This window comes from Paenibacillus pasadenensis, from assembly GCF_002864175.1.
Classification (GTDB): Bacteria; Bacillota; Bacilli; order Paenibacillales; family Paenibacillaceae; genus Paenibacillus_O; species Paenibacillus_O pasadenensis.
On record NZ_NFEZ01000004.1, the window covers coordinates 1,355,925 to 1,374,499 of the forward strand.

The 18,575-nt window shown below is 63.6% G+C and carries 12 protein-coding genes; 10 read left to right on the forward strand and 2 right to left on the reverse strand.

What is annotated here, in order from left to right; translation table 11 throughout:
- The first annotated feature begins 18 nt into the window (after positions 1-18).
- The gene (locus B8V81_RS15475; RefSeq protein ID WP_101808685.1) at positions 19-1,074 is read left to right on the forward strand and encodes a transglutaminase domain-containing protein; all 1,056 of its coding nucleotides are present in this window, start codon (positions 19-21) and stop codon (positions 1,072-1,074) included.
- A gap of 170 nt (positions 1,075-1,244) precedes the next feature.
- Here the strand turns inward: B8V81_RS15475 and B8V81_RS15480 are convergent, their stop codons facing one another.
- Entirely contained in the window at positions 1,245-2,408 is a 1,164-nt protein-coding gene (locus B8V81_RS15480) for a virulence factor (protein WP_028597917.1), read from the reverse strand.
- Between the two features lie 256 nt (positions 2,409-2,664).
- Here B8V81_RS15480 and B8V81_RS15485 point away from each other — a divergent pair, with 256 nt between their 5' ends.
- From B8V81_RS15485 to B8V81_RS15510, 6 genes are all read left to right on the forward strand, one after another.
- Positions 2,665-3,780, forward strand: coding sequence for an MBL fold metallo-hydrolase (locus tag B8V81_RS15485; protein ID WP_028597918.1), 1,116 nt, complete (start codon positions 2,665-2,667; stop codon positions 3,778-3,780).
- A gap of 239 nt (positions 3,781-4,019) precedes the next feature.
- Positions 4,020-5,087 (forward strand): Gfo/Idh/MocA family protein, encoded by a 1,068-nt coding sequence (locus B8V81_RS15490; RefSeq protein ID WP_028597919.1) that lies wholly within the window; start codon positions 4,020-4,022, stop codon positions 5,085-5,087.
- Positions 5,088-5,357: 270 nt separating this feature from the next.
- Positions 5,358-5,861, forward strand: a complete 504-nt coding sequence (locus tag B8V81_RS26285; protein ID WP_373864134.1) for a Dabb family protein — start codon at positions 5,358-5,360, stop codon at positions 5,859-5,861.
- Positions 5,858-6,676, forward strand: coding sequence for an SDR family NAD(P)-dependent oxidoreductase (locus B8V81_RS15500; RefSeq protein WP_373864135.1), 819 nt, complete (start codon positions 5,858-5,860; stop codon positions 6,674-6,676). Before B8V81_RS26285 ends, B8V81_RS15500 begins: the two co-directional genes overlap by 4 nt.
- 587 nt (positions 6,677-7,263) lie before the next feature.
- Positions 7,264-7,941, forward strand: coding sequence for a hypothetical protein (locus B8V81_RS15505; RefSeq protein ID WP_028597922.1), 678 nt, complete (start codon positions 7,264-7,266; stop codon positions 7,939-7,941).
- Positions 7,942-8,195: 254 nt separating this feature from the next.
- Positions 8,196-9,824 (forward strand): ABC-F family ATP-binding cassette domain-containing protein, encoded by a 1,629-nt coding sequence (locus B8V81_RS15510; protein WP_028597923.1) that lies wholly within the window; start codon positions 8,196-8,198, stop codon positions 9,822-9,824.
- A 732-nt stretch (positions 9,825-10,556) separates the two neighbouring features.
- On the opposite strand, the gene B8V81_RS15520 is transcribed toward B8V81_RS15510, so the two are convergent.
- On the reverse strand, positions 10,557-11,585 hold the full coding sequence (locus tag B8V81_RS15520) for a glycoside hydrolase family 53 protein (RefSeq protein WP_043111029.1): 1,029 nt from the start codon (positions 11,583-11,585) through the stop codon (positions 10,557-10,559).
- 446 nt (positions 11,586-12,031) lie between these two features.
- Here B8V81_RS15520 and B8V81_RS15525 point away from each other — a divergent pair, with 446 nt between their 5' ends.
- The 3 genes from B8V81_RS15525 (at position 12,032) to B8V81_RS15535 (ending at position 17,267) form a co-directional block, all read left to right on the forward strand.
- Positions 12,032-13,870, forward strand: coding sequence for a sensor histidine kinase (locus tag B8V81_RS15525; RefSeq protein WP_028597926.1), 1,839 nt, complete (start codon positions 12,032-12,034; stop codon positions 13,868-13,870).
- On the forward strand, positions 13,867-15,441 hold the full coding sequence (locus B8V81_RS15530) for a response regulator (RefSeq protein ID WP_240478959.1): 1,575 nt from the start codon (positions 13,867-13,869) through the stop codon (positions 15,439-15,441). Before B8V81_RS15525 ends, B8V81_RS15530 begins: the two co-directional genes overlap by 4 nt.
- A gap of 566 nt (positions 15,442-16,007) precedes the next feature.
- Positions 16,008-17,267: an IS256 family transposase gene (locus B8V81_RS15535; protein WP_101808686.1), complete on the forward strand. Its 1,260-nt coding sequence runs from the start codon at positions 16,008-16,010 to the stop codon at positions 17,265-17,267.
- Positions 17,268-18,575: the final 1,308 nt, after the last annotated feature.

An 18,575-nucleotide genomic window follows, 5' to 3' on the forward strand; every position in this document is an offset into this window, starting at 1 on the left:
ACCGGGAGGCGATGGACGATGAGGCACCGGATCGCGAACCTGCTGCTGGCGCTGTCGCTGGCAGTATCGATCTACGTGGTGGAGGCGAGAGTCGGCAGTCCGGCGCAGGCGGACGGCCTGGCGGGCACGGATGCGGCGACGGTCGCGGCGGTAGAGCCGGGGAGCGGCGCGGTTGGATTCGGGAAAAGTCAGGCGGATGCAGCCGAGCCTAGCGGCGGTCCGGCCGGCGCTGGAGCTGAATCCGTCTCCGAAAGCGGCCCGGGCCAAGGCGCCAAGCCGAGTGCCGGCTCGGCGGCGGCGGGAACCCCCGGCCAGCCCGGCGAAGCCTCCGCCCAGCCGCGATCGGATATCTCGGCCGCGGCGGATGAAGCCCGCGCCAGGCTGGTGGACGGCTTGGCCGAAGGCTTTCGCAGCCGCAGCCCCGAGTTCAGGCTGACCTTCAAGGGCGGCCACGAGCAGCTCGTCGAGCTGATGCCGGAGTTGGTGCAGCAGGGCCTTTACCAGGACGACTACACGGCCTATGTGCTCCAATCGTACGCCTACAAGATCCGCTCGGCGGCCGGCACGTCGACGATCACGATGACGGCCAAGTACCGCGAGACGCCGGAGCAGACCGCCGAGGTCGCCCGCCGCTCCAAGGAGATCGTCGCCTCGCTGGTCCGCCCGGGCATGAGCGAGGAGCAGAAGGCGGGCGCGATCCACGACTGGATCGTGCGCCATGTGCGGTATGATGAGTCGCTCACGCGGTATACCGCCTACGAGGCGCTCGAGCTGCGCTCGGCGGTATGCCAGGGCTACGCGCTGCTTGCCTACCGCATGCTCACCGACGCAGGGCTCGAGGCCCGCATCGCCGAAGGCACGGTCGACACCGGCGACCACGCCTGGAATTTGGTGCGCATCGACGGCAGCTGGCATCATATGGACACGACCTGGGACGATCCGCTGCCGGACCGCGGCGACGAGGTCAGCCGCCGGTACTATCTGCTGTCGGACGAGGAGATGCGCCAGGACCACGAGTGGACGAAGCCTTACCCGGAAGCGCCGGAGAGCCTTCCGGCAGTGCGGAAGCGCTAGAGGCTATCCGCCGGCTGCCGTCCAGGGGAGCATCGTCTGAAATGCGGTAGCTGCCCGGCTCCGCAAGCGGCAGCGCAAAAAGGGGAGGAAGCCGAGCAGCTGCTCGCTTCCTCCCCTTTTTTGCCGTTGCTTCGGCGTTGCGGCAATCGCGCTCCGGATCAAAGGCGTTTTCAGCCCGGCTCGGCCTCGCCGGTCTCCCGGCGGCGCGCCGCCGTCATCTGCTGCCAGACGGAGCCGGCGGCTTCCTCGCCGCGCTGGATGCGCTCGAGCGCCATCTGCGCCTGCAGCCGGATCTCGAACTCGCTGTCCTCGGCCGCCTGCTGCAGCGCCTCCAGCGCGCTGTCGTCGCCGACCTCGTACAGGAAGCGCGCCGCCCGCCAGCGGACGAGCTTGTTGCGGTCGCCGAGCGCGGCGACCATCGCGCCGGTCGCGGCGGGATCGCCGAGATCGGACAGCGTGTCGCCGGCCGTGCGGCGCACCGAGGCCGACTTGTCGGCGAGCGCCTGGATGAGCAGCGGCAGCGCCTGCGGATGCTCCCGCAGGTCGCCGAGATAAACGACGGCGAGCCTGCGGATGCTGGCGTTGTCGTCGGCGAGCGCCCGCTCCAGCAGCGGCAGCGCGGCTTCGTCGACCGCCAGCCGGTCGAGCGCGGCGTAGCGGCTCTGCCAGTCCTCCGCGGCCAGCAGCGGCTCGGCCTCCGCGGCCGTCAGCGGCGCGGGCCTGACGGTCGGAGCCGCAGCGGCCTGCTCGCCGGGACCGGCCGCCAGCGACGCCTCGATGAGCGCTTCGAGCCGCTCCGGCGTGTAAGAGGCCTCGAGCTCGCGCACGATTTCGGCGGCAATCTCCTCGGGATCGCCGTAGCGGACGCCGAACTCCTCCAGCCTCCGCTCGCGGATCATCGTCGAGCCGGCGGCGCGGCTGACCGCGTCCGTGAACGCCGCCGGCATCGCGGCGCGCGTCTCGCCGTCGCCCAGGCGCACCCGCACCTGGATCGGGATGCCGCGGAACATCTGGAGGAGCACATGCGCCTCGCCGAAGCCGCTGGCCGGATCCGACGCCGCGGCCGCGCCGCCGTCCTCCGCCTGCAGGATGCGGCGGGCCTCCGCGAGAATCGCGGCCCAGTCGGCGCTCGGCTTGCGGTCGAGCGCGATGAAGTCCGCCGTGCGGAACAGGCTGCGCACGCCCGGTATGGCGAGCAGGCTGCGCAGCGGCTCCGGCGCGGCGTCCGGCTCGGCCGGCACATACGTATGGCGATGCCCGCGGGGCAGCGTCTCGTCGACGTTCAGCTTCATCGAGTTCGGACTCGGAGTCGGTTCGATGGAGATCAAGTTCATTTTTCGTTCCTCCCGCCTCAGGGTAAGTATTCAGCAAGCTCTGTCCTTCTAGTGTAGCGCATTCGCCTGGGCGATGCGAACCGGCGCAAAGCTCCTGAGCGCTGGGGGCGCAAAGCTCCCGAGCGTTGCCTTACATCGCTCCCGAGCGTTGCTTCGCATCGCTCCTGAGCATTGCATTCACCAGGCTCGAATTGTATCGTTAGGGAACAGAAGCTCGACCGACCGATTTTCCGCAGCCGGCGAAAGGGTGACCAACATGGCCAAGTCCAAATTCGGCAACATGGATCCTGTCTCGACGCAAAAGACGTCCAAGCACTTCAAGCGCTGGAGGCAGGAAAAGATCTGGAACCGTCAAGGCAAGGACTACTCGTTCTGCGTCCCGAACAGCCCGCCGGATCTGGAGTTCCTTCATCATAACCGGAGCAAGCCGTCCATGACGTGGATCGGCCACTCGACGTTCCTGCTGCAGCTGGCCGGCGTCAACATCGTCACCGACCCCGTCTGGGCGGGCAAGATGGCGTTCCAGCGCAGGCTGACGCCGCCGGGCGTGCCGCTCGAGTCGATGCCGCCGGTCGATCTGGTGCTCGTCTCGCATTCGCATTACGACCATCTGCATATGGCGTCGCTGCGCCGTCTCGGCGGCTCCAAGACGATCCTCGTGCCGGCCGGCCTCGGGGCGAAGCTCAAGGCGAAGGGCTTCCCGCGCGTGCATGAGCTGCATTGGTGGGAAAGCTATCACTTCCGCGGCCTCAAGCTGACGTTCGTGCCGAGCCAGCACTGGACGCGCCGCAATCCGTGGGACATGAACGCCTCTCACTGGGGCGGCTGGGTCATCCAGCCCGAGCACGGGCTGGACCACGAGCCGGGCGAGGGCACGCTGGGCGGCGTCCGCTCCCATCCGCCGCGTCCGGATGAGGCAGGCGGGCCCGGCGGCTTGGAGGAAGGAGCAGCAGCGGAAAATGGCGCTTCCGCCGCGGACGCCGGGCCGTTCGATCCGTTCCATCCGGACGCCGAACGGCCTCGCGCCGGACTGTATCCGACGGTCTATTTCGCCGGAGACAGCGGCTATTTCCGCGGCTTCGCGGACATCGGCCGCAAGTTCCGCATCGACGTGGCGATGCTGCCGATCGGAGCGTACGATCCGGAGGAGTTCATGGGACCGCAGCATACGACGCCGGAGCAGGCGCTGCAGGCGTTCCTCGACACGCGGGCGCGGCTGTTCGTGCCGATGCACTACGGCGCGTTCAAGCTCGCCGACGACACGCCGCAGGAGGCGCTGGACCGGCTGGAGAACGCGCGCCGGCAGGCGGGGCTCGAGGCCGGCCGGCTCGTGCTGCTGCCGCATGGGGAGACGTGGCGCATGAACGGCTGAGCGGACTCGCGACCGAGCGCGGAGATCTCGACCGAGGCGCGCATGGCGAAGCGTGAACGATCCGTTCCCGGCGAAGTATGGCCGCTGCGCCTGCGAAAAGCCGAGCCCGAAGCGCGGCGGCCGCCCGCCCTGCGACGCCAAGATCGCACAAAGACGCGCCACAACTCGTCCTCGATTGCTTTCGTGCCCAGTGGTATACTGAAGTCGACTTGTTCAATTGACAGGAGGACTCAGCTACTATGACCCATTCCCCGCTCCGTATCGGCATCATCGGCGCTGGCGCGATCGGCAACGTGCATATGGATACGATCAAAAAAATCCCGGAAGCGGAAATCGCGGCCGTAACCGACGCTTTCCTGCCGCTGGCGCAGCAGCGCGCCCAAGAGCACGGCATCGCCACCGTGCATGAGAGCCCGCAGCATCTGCTCGAGGACGCCAGCATCGACGCCGTCGTCGTCTGCGTGCCGAACCAGTTCCACGCTTCGCTGGCGATCGAGGCGCTCAAGCAGGGCAAGCATGTGCTGCTCGAAAAGCCGATGGCGATCAGCCTCTCGGACGCGCGCGCGATTCTCGATGCGAAGCTCGCATCGGGCAAGACGCTCATGGTCGCGCATCAGATGCGCTTCCTCGGCCTTAGCCGCGCGATCAAGGACATGATCGACGACGGCAAGCTCGGCCGCATCTACAACGCCAAGGCCGGCTGGTGGCGCAAGAAGGGCATCCCCGGCTGGGGCTCCTGGTTCACGCGCAAGGACATGGCCGGCGGCGGTCCGCTCATCGACATCGGCGTGCATATGCTCGATCTGTCGCTGTACATGATGGGCAACCCGCGCCCGGTCAGCGTCTTCGGCACGACCTACGCCGAGTTCGGCCCGCAGCGCAAAGGCGTCGGCGACTGGGGCACGCCCAACTGGGACGGCTACTATGATGTCGAGGATCTGGCGACGGCGCTGATCAAGATGGACAACGGCGCGACGCTGACGCTCGAAGTGAGCTGGGCGGCGCATGCCGCCGGACTCGGCGAGAATCCGTTCATCCACCTCATGGGCACCGAGGGCGGAGCCAGCTACTCCGGCAGCGCGGGCACCTACGTCACGCATGACGAGCAAGGCGTAGTCGAGCAGGACATCGTTCCGCTCGAGGGCGAGGAGGACCGCGTGCTCATGTTCCGCCATTTCATCGAGTGCGTGCAGACCGGCCGCGAGCCGATCAGCTCGGCCTTGACCGGCTTCACCGTCAACCGCGTCCTCGACGCGATCTACGAATCGTCCCGCACGGGCAGCGAAGTCAAGCTGAGCTGGAACTGACGCGCGAGCGACCCGGGCAGCGTGGAAGCGGCAAGGGACGGACGGCAAGCTGGAACAGACGCCGTGCGCTTCTTGGCCGCAGCGCGGACGGGAAGCGAGCGCGGACGCGATGAGCCGGGAAACCGGGAAGCCGGTTTCGGTTGCAGGCGAGTTTTGGACGCGATGCCGAGCGGCGAGGCTCGGCGCGTCCGGATTGGCGGCGGCTTAGAGCCGTCGCCTTTTTCTTTTTCAACCGTATCATTGATCTGACTGATGGAGAGGAGACCGGGCATGGAGCAGCGGCAGGGACGGATTCGGCATATGGTGATCTTCGATTTAAGGCATGAGGAGGGCTCGGCGGAAGAAGCGCGGTTTCTGGAAGACGGGATGCGAATTTTGACCTCGATCCCGGTCGTTCGGGCATTCGGGGCGTTCCGCCAGACATCCGCCAAGAACGACTATCGGTTCGGCTTCAGCATGGAATTCGACAGCCAGGCCGACTACGATGCGTACAATGCCCATCCGGCGCATGTGTCGTTCGTGGAGGAGCGTTGGCAGGCGGAAGTGAGCCGATTCCTGGAGATCGACTTCGATCTGGACGGCGCTGCGGGAGCGGCTGATGAATCAGCCGTTCTCCGCTCGGACCGCTCGGTCGATGCGGATGGGAGCTCTTCGGCCGGAGCGGACGAGGCTTCCCTTGCAGCTGGCGAGGCAACGGATCGATCCGCTGCAGCTGGCGCGGCAAGGGATCGATCCGCCCGTCCTGACGGCAAGCGGGAAGAGGCGGGACGATGAGCGCCGAACGCCAGCCGCAGACGGAAATCGGCGCTGACGGAGCGGGCGGCATCCGGCTCGACTTGTCGGGCCATGTCGCGCTCGTCACCGGATCGACGGGACAGCTCGGCCGCGTCATCGCGCGCACGCTGGCGCAGGCGGGAGCCGACATCGTGCTGCACTATCACGGCAACGAGGCCAAGGCAAGAGAGCTTCACGCCGAGCTGGCCGCTCTCGGGCGCAGCGTCATGATCGCCCAGGCGGATGTCACGCGGCTGGACTCCGTGCTGGCGATGGCGGGCGCGGCCGCGGCTTCCGGGATGAAGCCGGTCGACATCGTCGTCGCCAACGCGGTCGTCCAGTACAGCTGGACGTCCGTGCTGGAGCAGCCGGTGGAGGACTATGTCAGCCAGTTCGAGTCCTGCGTGCTGCAGAGCGTCCATCTGGCCAAAGCCTTCGTCCCGGCTATGCAGCAAGGCGGCTGGGGCAGGATGATCGGCATCAACACGGAGTGCGCGATGCAGAACTTTCCGACGCAGTCGGCCTACACGGCGGGCAAGCGCGGCATGGACGGCGTCTACCGCGTACTCGCCAAGGAAGTCGGAGCGGACGGAATCACGGTCAACCAGATTGCGCCCGGCTGGACGATCAGCGAGCGCGATCGCGAGAATGGCACCGAGCGCAGCGAAGGCTATGAAAGCTCCGTCCCTCTGCGCCGCCGCGGTACGGACCAGGAGATCGCCAACGCGGTCGCTTTCCTCGCCTCGGATCTCGCTTCGTTCATCACCGGCGCCTACCTGCCTGTGAACGGCGGCAACGTGATGCCGGCGATCTAGCGGGTCTGGACTTGTTTCGAACAGGCGTATCAGCAGGTATTAAGTCGAAAAGATCGAGTTACAACTGAGACGGTTCAACTTGGACAGCTGCAAGCCGAAAAAATCCGGTTAGAGGCTCTGCGGGAGCGAGCTAGACAGCTGCAAGCCGAAAAAATCCGGTTAGAGGCTCTGCTGGAGCGAGCTAGACAGCTGCAAGCCGAAAAAATCCGGTTAGAGGCTCTGCGGGAGCGAGCTAGACAGTTGCAAGCCGAAAAAATCCGGTTAGAGGCTCTGCTGGAGCGAGCTAGACAGCTGCAAGCCGAAAAAATCCGGTTACAGGCTCTGCCGGAGCGAGCTGGACGGCTGCAAGCCTAAAAAATCCGGTTAGAGGCTCTGCCGGAGCGAGCCAGACTGCTGCAACCAGGTTGGCGTCCCTGTGCAGGTAGACAGGACGTTTTCAAAGCTTTGGATTTCGTGGTTGCGAAATTTCCCTTTTTATTGTAGATTCGGATTTAGATTTCAATAGAAGCTAGTTGCTGCGTGAAGAACACGCCGCTTGCCCAGTGGGCAAGCGGCGTTTTTTATTCTTAGAATAAGGAGTGGTTGTAGTGGTAGATCTGCGGGTCAGCGAATTCATTGAGAAGGAGAGAAGCGGTGCAAAGGGTCAGCGACTTGAAATGCTGGAAAGAAATTTGCACGGCACCATCAAGCTGATAGAAACGGTCCTTTTCCCGGTCTTTGGTTCCTTGGATGGATTCAGGCTGGAGTATGAGTTCAAAAGTCCGAACGGCTATAATTTTTACGCGGACTTGTTCCACGAACCGCTTCAGACGGTTTTTGAGTGTGATGGGTATGTGCCGCATGCGGAGTTGTTGACCAGAGAACGATTTTCTATGGAGCGGCAAAGGATAAGAACAATGACTTTGTTCGGATATCGCTATTTGCCGTTTAGTTGGGACGAGCTGGATAAAAAAGGGGAGCAGTGCCGAAGAGCGGTATATGAATTGGTAGGGCGTTGCGGTCACGGAAACGCGAATCAAGGAATTCGAGCTCTCCCTATCCAAGATAGAGAGTTGCTGAGGCTGGCCGCTAATGGGCGAATCTTCCGTCAACCCGATGCACAAGCTTGGCTTGGACTTAAGGAGGATACCGTTCGCAAGATTACGCGCCGACTGATGGATCAAGGGTGGCTGGCTGCCAAAGGAAATGGAAATGCTCGGCATCATGCTTACCACATCACCGATAAGGGATGGAAGTTGTTTTGGGGAAATGGAGTCGGCTCATGAATAGGGGTTCTGCCCGTAGGAGAGGAGAGCGATCTTGCTAAAAGAGCAGGGATTTCGTAAACGAAGCGTTTCTAAACTATGATGTCGCCTGCAGCCCTCCCTCGTTTCCCACGATTCCGAATCTTATGCTATACTGAAGGAAGTCTGTTTTTTTGCAGGGAAAGCGGGGCTGCGGCCGATCCGGTCCCTGCCCGAGACGATGAGGCAAGGCGGACATCCGCCTAATCCATAGATGAAGGACGGGATTTCCACATATGATCAGCACTAGCGGCATTTCGCTTCGCTACGGCAAGCGGGCGCTTTTCGAAGACGTCAACATCAAGTTCACCCCCGGCAACTGCTACGGCCTGATCGGGGCGAACGGAGCGGGCAAGTCGACGTTCCTGAAGATCCTCTCCGGCGAGATCGAGCCCAACACGGGCGAGGTCCACATCACGCCGGGCGAGCGGATGGCCGTGCTCAAGCAGAACCATTTCGAATACGACGAGGTTCCGGTCCTCATGACCGTCATCATGGGCCACAAGAAGCTCTATGACGTCATGAACGAAAAGAACGCGCTGTACGCCAAGTCCGACTTCACGGACGAGGACGGCATGCGCGCGGGCGAGCTCGAGGCCGAGTTCGCCGACATGAACGGCTGGGAAGCGGAGTCCGAGGCAGCCGAGATGCTGAACGGCCTCGGCATCACGCCGGACCTGCACGACAAGCTCATGAAGGAGCTTGACGGCAACGCGAAGATCCGCGTCCTGCTGGCGCAAGCGCTGTTCGGCACGCCGAACATCCTGCTGCTCGACGAGCCTACCAACCACTTGGATATGCAGTCGATCGAATGGCTCGAGAAGTTCCTTTCCACCTATGAAGGCACCGTCGTGGTCGTCAGCCATGATCGCCACTTCCTGAACCAGGTGTGTACGCATATCGCGGACATCGACTTCGGCAAGGTCCAGATGTACGTCGGCAACTACGACTTCTGGTACGAGTCCAGCCAGCTGGCGCTCGCGCTGCAGCGCGACGCCAACAAGAAAAAAGAAGACAAGGTCAAGGAGCTGCAGGCGTTCATCCAGCGCTTCAGCGCCAACAAGTCCAAGTCCAAGCAGGCGACGAGCCGCAAAAAGATGCTCGACAAGATCACGCTCGACGACATCCGTCCTTCGAGCCGCAAGTATCCGTTCATCAACTTCAAGGGCGAGCGCGAGGCGGGCAAGCAGATCCTGCTGATCGAGGGCATCTCCAAAAACGTCGACGGCGAGCAGCTGCTGAGCAACTTCACGCTTACGGTCAACAAGGGTGACAAGATCGCCTTCGTCGGACCGAACACGCTGCCGAAAACGGCGCTGTTCCAGATCATCACGGGCGAGTCCGAAGCCGATGCCGGCACGTACCAATGGGGCATTACGACGATCCAGGGCTACTTCCCCAAGGACAACTCCAAGTACTTCGACGGCGTGGAGATGAACCTCGTCGACTGGCTGCGGCAGTACTCCAAGGATCAGGATGAGTCGTTCATCCGCGGCTTCCTCGGACGGATGCTGTTCTCCGGCGACGAGGCGCTCAAGAAGGCGAGCGTGCTCTCCGGCGGCGAGAAGGTCCGCTGCATGCTGTCCAAGATCATGCTGTCCGGCGCGAACGTGCTCGTCATGGACGAACCGACCAACCACTTGGACCTCGAGTCCATCACCGCGCTCAACAACGGCCTGATCGACACGGACTGCACCGTGCTGTTCACGTCGCATGACCATCAGTTCGTGCAGACGATCGCCAACCGCATCATCGAGATCACGCCAGGAGGCGTCATCGACCGCCTCATGACCTACGAGGAGTACCTCGAGAGCGACGATGTAAAGGCGATGCGCGACCGCCTTTACGCCGGTCAGCCGAGCTAGAGCTTATATCGAAAAGAACCGCCGCTTCCCGATTCGGGAAGCGGCGGTTTTTGCGTGGAAGGCTTGCCGGAACGCACAGCGGCGAAGCTGCTGCGCCGGATGGCGGGGGGCAACCGGATTATACCGGGTTGCAGAAACGTGAAGGGCTCGCCGGAGCCGCGCCGCCGGATTATATCGGGTTGCAGAAACGTGAAGGGCTCGCGGGAGCCGTGCAGCCGGATTATATCGGGTTGCAGAGACGTGAAGGGCTCGCCAGAGCCGAGCAGCCGGATTATATCGGGTTGCAGAGACGTGAAGGGCTCGCGGGAGCCGTGCAGCCGGACTATATCGGGTTGCAGAGACGCAATGGGCTCGCCGGAGCCGTGCACCCGGATTATATCGGGTTGCAGAAACGTGATGGGCTCGCCGGAGCCATGCACCCGGATTTTATCCGGTTGCAGAGATGTGAAGGGCTCGCGGGAGCCGTGCAGCCGGATTATATCGGGTTGCAGAGACGCAATGGGCTCGCCGGAGCCGCGCAGCCGGATTATATCGGGTTACAGAGACGTGAAGGGCTCGCTGGAGCCGCGCAGCCGGATTATATCGGGTTGCAGCGCCCCCAGCGAGCCCGCCATAAGCGTGCGGCCGAATTCTCGGCCACGAGGCCGCGCCCTGCCTCTCCGCGGCCACGAGCCCGCCGCCCTGCCTCGCCGCAGCTGCCTCGCCGCAGCTCGCGCCGCGCCCGGCCGCCGGCTAGTTCAAGAAGCCGTCGAGCGCGATCGTCGGCTTGCCGTCGGCCTGCCAGGCGCCCTTGTTGTAGCCGCCGTTGTAGCCCGGCGTCGACTGCGGCTCCCAGTAGAACACGCCGAGGCCTTTGCCGCCGGAGATGTTCCGGATCTTCGTCTTGATATCGGCGATGAAGCTCTTCGACGCGGCCGGCTGATTGTAGTCGAGGCCGATCTCGCAGATCATGACGCTTTTGCCGTAGCGGGCGATCATGTCATTGGCATTGGCGACGGTCTGCGTCACCTTCGTCTGCCAGTCGGAGACGGACGGATAGAGCGACATGCCGATGTAGTCGAACGTCGCGCCGTTCGCGATCAGCCCGCCGATGTTCCAGACGAACAGCGCGTTGTCGTAGCCGTTGGCCAGATGCACGATCGTCTTGGTCGACGGAAAGATGCTCTTGACCGCGTTGTTGCCCGTATTGACGAGCCAGGCGTAGTTCTTCATATTGACGGACGCGCGGCCGTCCTGCCACAGCATGCCGTCGTTCGTCTCGTTGCCAATCTGCACCCAGTCCGGCGTGACGCCCTTCGCCTTCATCGTGTTCATGACGTATACGGTATGCGACCAGACGGCGTCCATCAGCTGATTGAAGGTGAAGCCGGTCCACGCATAGGGCTTCGTCTGCTTGCCGGGATCGGCCCACGAGTCGCTGTAATGAAGCGACAGCATGACGCTCATGCCCTGCGCCTTTGCCCGCGCCGCCAGCTCGGCCGCCTTGTCGGCGTTCAGGTAGCCGTTGCCGTAGTCGCTCATATTCGGATTGACCCACACGCGGATGCGGGCGGAGTTCAGTCCGTAGTCGTTTTTGAGAATGTTGAAGATGTCCCGCGTGACGCCGTTTTTATCCTTCCACTTGTAGCCCTGCGCCTCCATGGCCGCCACCCAGCTGATGTCGGCTCCTTTGGCGAAGGCCGGCGCTGCCTCCGCCTTGCCGCCGACCCCAGCGCCGGCGCCCTCCCATGCCGGAGCGAGCAGCAGGAGCAGCGCCGCCATCAGGATGGCGGCCGTCTGCTTCCATCTGCGCTTCCAGGCTTGCCGTCCGCTGCCAGGCCGCTCATGCTTTTCGCCAAGTCGAGCCGGGGTTTCCTGCAGCTGTCCGCCTAGCGGCGTCTCATGCGCTTCTTCCTGCCTTTGTCCGGATTGTCCCAATCGATTCATTCCTCATCTTCCTCCTTGCGAAGTGGATTCCTCTGTATCGTAAGCGCTTACCAAGATTTCCCGACAGTGAGCGCAGCCATGATTTCTTATCCACATTCAACGACGAAGGGGACCGGCGGCGGCAGCGGCTCTGGCGGGGACCGCAGCGATTGCGGTATCCGCTTCCGCCATCGTGGAAAACATATAAAAAAGCGTTGCCCCGCGCAGTAGGCATCCGGCGGGCGGTAAAGGTACAATGGGGTATTAGTTCTCAAAACTCCTACCGGGTGGAGGCGGCAGCGATGTCAGGAGCGAAGAGAAAGTCCTATATCCCTTATTCCTATAAAATGATGATTCCGTACCTGCTGCTCGTGCTCGTCACCGACGCCCTGATCGGCACGATCTCGTACCGGATGCTCGTCGAGTCGCGGACGGAGATCGCGCGCACGAACATCCAGGCGGCGATGCAGCAGACCCGCACGAACATGCATTACCAGATGGAGGAGATCAAGCGCATCTCCGACACGCTGTTCGGCAGCGTGCCGTTCCAGCGCGCGCTGCAGAAGCGCGGCGACGAGCTGCAGGCGTATCTCACGATGCTCGACGAGATCGTGCCCAAGCTGCAGGAGCCGCTGCAGCTGTTCGGCAACCCGCTGCGCATCGAGCTGTACACGACGAATCCCGATCTGTACGAGATCGAGGGCGACGATCCGTCGACGAAGATCGAGCGCAGCGACTACTATGTGCTGTCGGCGGACAGGCTGCGCGGGAGCGCCTGGGCCGAGCAGGCGGGAGCCGGCGACGGCAGCCGCTGGATGCAGGTGGAGAGCGACGCGGAGCATCGGCAGCTGTCGCATTTGACGCGTCTCCTTTCCTACAGCGACTATCAGACGGCGATCGGCTACATCCGCATCACGGCGCGGCTCGACGACCTGCTCGGACGGTTCGACGCGTTCCCCGTGGAGAAGGGCATGACGCTGCGCCTGCTCGACCAGCCGAGCGGACGGACGCTGTACGAAAAGGGCGACGCCCACGAGGCCGACGCGCCCGGCCATCTGACGCTGAGCGAGGCGGTGCCGGGCAGCGGCTACGTCATCCAGGCGGTCGTATCGCAGCGCTATCTGCAGGAGGACGCGCGCCGGCTCGGCCTCGTCATCGTCGGCGTCTGCTCGGTCAGCTTCGCCGTGATGGCGCTCATCGGCTTCATGGTGGCGCGGCTGTCCGGGCGCAAGATGCGCAAGATCGTGACGCTCGTGCAGTCGTTTCAGGACGGCAGCCTCGAGAAGCGGATCCGTTTCTCCGGCAAGGACGAGTTCGTGCAGATCGCCGATGCGTTCAACACGATGGCCGAGCATGTCAAGGAGCTGATCAGCAGCGTGTTCGCGCAAGGGCAGAAGCGCAAGCAGGCGGAGCTCGAGGCGCTGCAGGCGCAGATCAACCCGCATTTCCTGTACAACACGCTGTCCACGATCAGCAGCCTCGCCAACATGGGCGAGACGCGCCAGGTGACGGAGATGGTCAAGGGGCTGTCGCGCTTCTACCGGCTGTCGCTCAACGAGGGGCGCGTGCTCATCCCGCTCGGCCAGGAGCTGGAGCAGGTGCAGACGTATCTAGACATCCAGCGGGTGAAGTATGCCGACGCCTTCACGGTGCATCTGGACGCCGAGCCGGACATCGGCGAGCTGCGGGTGATGAAGCTGATCCTCCAGCCGTTCGTGGAAAATGTGTTCAAGCATGCCTGGTACGGCGAGAGCATCGCCATCCGCATCACGGCCCGCCGGCTCGGCGCCGATCTGGAGCTCAAGGTGATCGACAACGGCGTCGGCATGAACGCCGAGGCGCTGGAGCGGCTGCGCTCCGGCACGGCCGGCTCCGCAGCCGCGCCTGCCGCAGCCGGCCTCGCGGGCGAGCCGTCCGAATTCGCTCCGGCGGCAGCTGTCCGGGCGTCCGGCTCCGCCGGCGCAGGCGGCAGCTACGGCATCCGCAACGTCGACGAGCGCATCCGGCTGCGCTACGGGGAGCGCTACGGCATTGAGGTCGGCAGCGTCTTTGGCGGCGGCACGACGGTGCGCATCCTGCTCCCCGCGGAGGGCGAGTGGGAGGACGGCATCGTCCGGGAAGAAAAGGAGGAAGGCCGATGAACGAAGCAATGCCGATCCGGGTGCTGCTCGTCGACGACGAGGCCGTCGATCTGGAATGGCTGCGCCGGCGCGTCGCGGGCAGCGGCCTGCCGGTGCAGGTGGCGGGCACGGCGAGCAGCGGCTTCGCCGCGCTCGACCTGCTGCAGCGCGAGCAGGTGGACGTCATCCTGACGGACATCCGCATGCCGATCATGAGCGGCATCGAGTTCGCCCGCCGCGCGAAGGAAGCCCGCCCGCATGTGAAGATCGTATTCATCAGCGGCCATGAGGACTTCCACTATGCCAAGGAGGCGCTGCGGCTGAGCGCGTCCGGCTATCTGCTCAAGCCGGTCGACGACGAGGAGCTGCTGGCGATGCTCAGCACGCTTTGCCGCGACGTCGAGCAGGAGAAGCGGACGAGCCGCAGCGTCTCGGAGGCGCTGTCGCTGGCGGCGCGGGAGCTGCTGCTGCGCTGGCTCGGCGGGGACCGCTCGCCGCTGCTGGAGGAGCATCTGCAGCCCTACCTGCTGCCGGCCGCCGAGCACGGCGCCAGCTGCGCGCTGATCGAGATCGACGATCTGGAGTGGAAGGCCGCGGCGCTGGGCGAGGCGGAGCGCGACCGCCATATCGCCGCGATGGGCGCGTTCCTGCACGACTTCGCGGAGCGCCGGCAGCTCGGGCTCATGCTCGCCGGCCTGCCGGGCGCGCGGGCCGTGCTGATCGCGCGGGCGGGCGCGGACCCGCGGCTCGAGGAGCTCGTCGCCGAGCTTGCGCGCCGCTTCCCGCTGACGGTCACGATCGGCGTCGGCCGTCCGGCGGGGCGCTGGCAGGAGCTGCCGGAGTCGTACCGCGAGGCGCAGGCGGCGCTGAGCGCCAAATGGCTGCTCGGCAAAAACCGCGTCCTGCGCGAGAGTCCCGAGCCGCTCGGCGACGAAGGTCCGTCCGCCGCCCAGGAGGCGGTCATCGACCGGATGCTCGCCGCCATCCTGCAGTACGATCTCGTCGAGATCGACGACTGCCTGCTGGAGCTGTTCGGCGGCTCCGGCCGGCTCCGCCGCAGCGAGGCGTACCCGCTCGTGCTGCGCCTGACGTCCAAGCTGCATGCCGACCTGCAGGCGATGGACGAGAACCTGTACGAGCTGCTCAAGTGGGACACCCATGAGCCTGGCGTCATGTTCCAGTTCGAGACGATGAACGACCTGCTCTCTTGGCTGCGCAAGCGGCTGTTCGAGCTGTCGGAGCTGCTGCTCATCAAGAGCCGCCGCCACAGCCGCAAGCTGATCGACGAGATCAAGGCCTATGTCGAGGAGCGGCTGGAGCAGAAGGTGACGCTCAAGGAGACGGCCGCCCAGTTCAGCTTCACGCCGAACTACCTTGGACATCTGTTCAAGGAGGAGACCGGCCAGCATTTCAGCGACTATCTGCTCGAGCGCAAGCTGAAGCTCACCTGCTCCCTGCTTGAGGAGCCGACGCTCAAGATCTACGAGATCGCCGACCGGATGGGCTACAAGAACATCGTCTACTTCAACCGCCAGTTCAAGCAGGCGACCGGCATGTCGCCGGGCGAATACCGCAAGAAAGCGGGCATATAGCCCGCTTTTTCGGCGTTAAAGAGGTTGCGCGAGCCGAGCCACTCTGATGGACAAGAAGCCCGCTGCGCGAGCCGAGCCTTTCTCCGATTCCACTGGAAGCCGGATGCCCTGATTGCCCGACCTCCTATTCGGAGGCCATCCGTCTTCCAAGAGGACCGCTGCCGCTTCTCCGAAAGGCATCGTCTCGCTTCGCTTGCCTTGTCCCTGCGTCGCCTGCTCCCCATTTTTTGGGAGAGTGGGCCGTCCTCCGCATACCTGGGGGACGGCAGCTCGCTCGGCACGCGGCCGAACCGGTCGGAGTTGCGCGGAAAAACCGAGTAACTCGGGCCATCGGAGGCCGAACCGGTCGGAGATGCGCGGAAAACCGAGTAACTCGGGCAAACGGAGGTCCGAACGGTCGGAGATGCGCGGAAAAACCGAGTAACTCGGGCAAACGGAGGTCCGAACGGGAGTTAAGTCCATATAATTGTGTAAAATGCTCCTGACCATAAAAAGGAAAGCCATGGTAGGACTCTCGGTTAGAATGGAAGTTGTCGAGACCAACATTCCAAGGAGAGTGCCTACACATGACTCCATACCAGATTACCGTAGATCAAGACATTTTGCACCAGCTGTTTATCGGAACCGATCGGGACGCGGGAGTGGCCCGCTTGTTGGAGACGGTGCTGAATCAGGTGCTGACAGCCCAGGCGACGGATCAGCTGGCGGCGCAGACGTACGAGCGCACCAGCGAGCGCAAGGGCTACCGCAACGGCAGCTACGAGCGCGACGTCATTACCCGCGCTGGCAGCGTCACCTTGCGCGTCCCCCGGTTTCGGGACGGCTCCTTTTCTACCGAGCTTTTCGCCCGGTATCAGCGCAGCGAGCAAGCGCTGGTGCTCTCGCTCATGGAAATGGTCATCAACGGCGTGTCGACGCGCAAGGTGACTAAAATCACCGAGGAGCTGTGCGGAACCCAGTTCTCCAAGTCAACGGTCAGCCACCTGTGCAAGCAGCTGGACCCGGCTGTCCACGACTGGAACAACCGCTCTCTGGCCGACCACGCCTTCCCCTTCATCACCATCGATGCGANCTACGTGAAGGTGCGTGAAGAAGGCCGTATCTGTTCTCGAGGCGTTCTGGTGGGCTACGGCGTGAACGAGCAAGGCCGGCGTGAGATTCTGGGCCTGCGCGTCGACGACACCGAGTCGGAGGAGAGCTGGGGCGCCTACTTCCGCTGGCTGAAAGAGCGCGGCCTGCACGGCGTAGAGCTCGTCACGAGCGACTACCATGGCGGGCTGGTCAAGGCCATCGAGAAGGAGTTTCAAGGGGTCTCGTGGCAGCGGTGCCAGACGCACTTCATCAAGAACGTGCTGAACGCAGCGCCCAAAGCGCTCCAAAGCGAAATCAAGAGTCGCGTCCGATCGATCTTCGATGCGCCCGACATGAAGACGGCTCGTTCCTATCTCGAACAGACGCTTGAGGCGTATGCCGAGACAGCACCCAAAGCGATGAAAATACTGGAGGACGGGTTCGAGGACGCCGTCGCGGTGCTGGCCTTCCCGGAGGCCTACCGCGTGCGGCTGCGCACCTCCAACGGCATGGAGCGCCTGAACGGGGAGATCCGCAGGCGCGAGACGGTCATCCGCATCTTTCCCAATCGCGCTTCCGTCCTTCGCCTCATCGGAGCCATGCTCATGGAAGAGAACGAGTACTGGATGACGAAGAAGCCGTACATGGACATGACGGACTTCAAGGCGTGGAAGAAGCAGAAAGCCACTCAGGGCGCCGGCTCGGAGGAGCAGGAAACCAGCACCACCATGACGGAAGCGACGGACAGCCTTTAAACCCGATTCCATTTTCTACCGAGAAGTGTTTTTACACACAATTATGGACTTGACCGGAAACGGGCGGAGTTGCGCGGAAAAACCGAGTAACTCGGGCAAGCGGAGGCCGAACCGGATGGAGATGCGCGGAAAAACCGAGTAACTCGGGCAAGCAGGGGCCGAACTGGTCGGAGATGCGAGGTCAAGTCAAGTAACTCCGGTAGGCAGGCGTGTCGGTTAGAGCCTGAAAGCCGGGCTAGTGAGCCGCTGTAAGCCGATTTATTCGGGTTAGAGCCTGAAAGTCGGGCTGGCGAGCCGCTGTAAGCCGATTTATTCGGGTTAGAGACTGAAAGCCGGGCTGGTGAGCCGCTGTAAGCCGATTTATTCGGGTTGGAGCCTGAAAGCCGGGCTAGTGAGCTGCTGCAACCCGATTTATTCGGGTTAGAGCCTGAAAGCCGGGCTGGCGAGCCGCTGTAAGCCGATTTATTCGGGTTAGAGCCTGAAAGCCGGGCTGGCGAGCCGCTGCAAGCCGATTTATTCGGGTTAGAGCCTGAAAGCCGGGCTAGTGAGCTGCTGCAACCCGATTTATTCGGGTTAGAGCCCGAAAGCCGGGCTGGCGAGCCGCTGCAACCCGATTTATTCGGGTTGGAGCCTGAAAGCCGGGCTAGTGAGCCGCTGCAACCCGATTTATTCGGGTTAGGGCAGAGAGACGAGCTTGCGGGCAGCTAGAACCCAATTTTCCCGGGGGTTCAGTTCGTTATAGAAGCTTTCGAGGGTTCCGGAGAATGCGATCAAGAAATCCTGGTTACATGGAGATCGGAACGAGTCTCTACGAAGCGAAGCGGGGGCGGGTTCGGCATCAGCTTCTAACCGATTGTATCGGTGATAGGGCTAGCCGGTGATGAGCGAAGGCAGCGAGCCTATCGTCGAAACCAGAGAGCGAAGCGGACGGGGGCTCGTGGAGAAGCGGCAGCGGTTCCCTTGGAGGCCGGATTCCTTCCGTTTTGGAAAATGGGATCAAAGGAATCTGGGCTCCAGGGAGATCGGAACGAGTCCCCGCTCTGCGAAGCGGATGCCGGTTTCGCTGCCCGCTCCACCGCGCTTCCCGCTCCACCGCGCTGCCCGCACCGCGCTGCCCGCTCTGCCGCTCTGTCCGCTCTGCCGCTCTGTCCGCTCGCGCGCTGCCCGCTCTGCGCGCTGCCCGCTTTGCGCGCTGCCCGCACCGCGCTGCCCGCACCGCGCTGCTCGCGCTGCCCGCGCTGCCCGCGCTGCCCGCGCTGCCCGCGCTGCCGCGCTGCCCGCACTGCCCGCACTGCCGCGCTGCCCGCG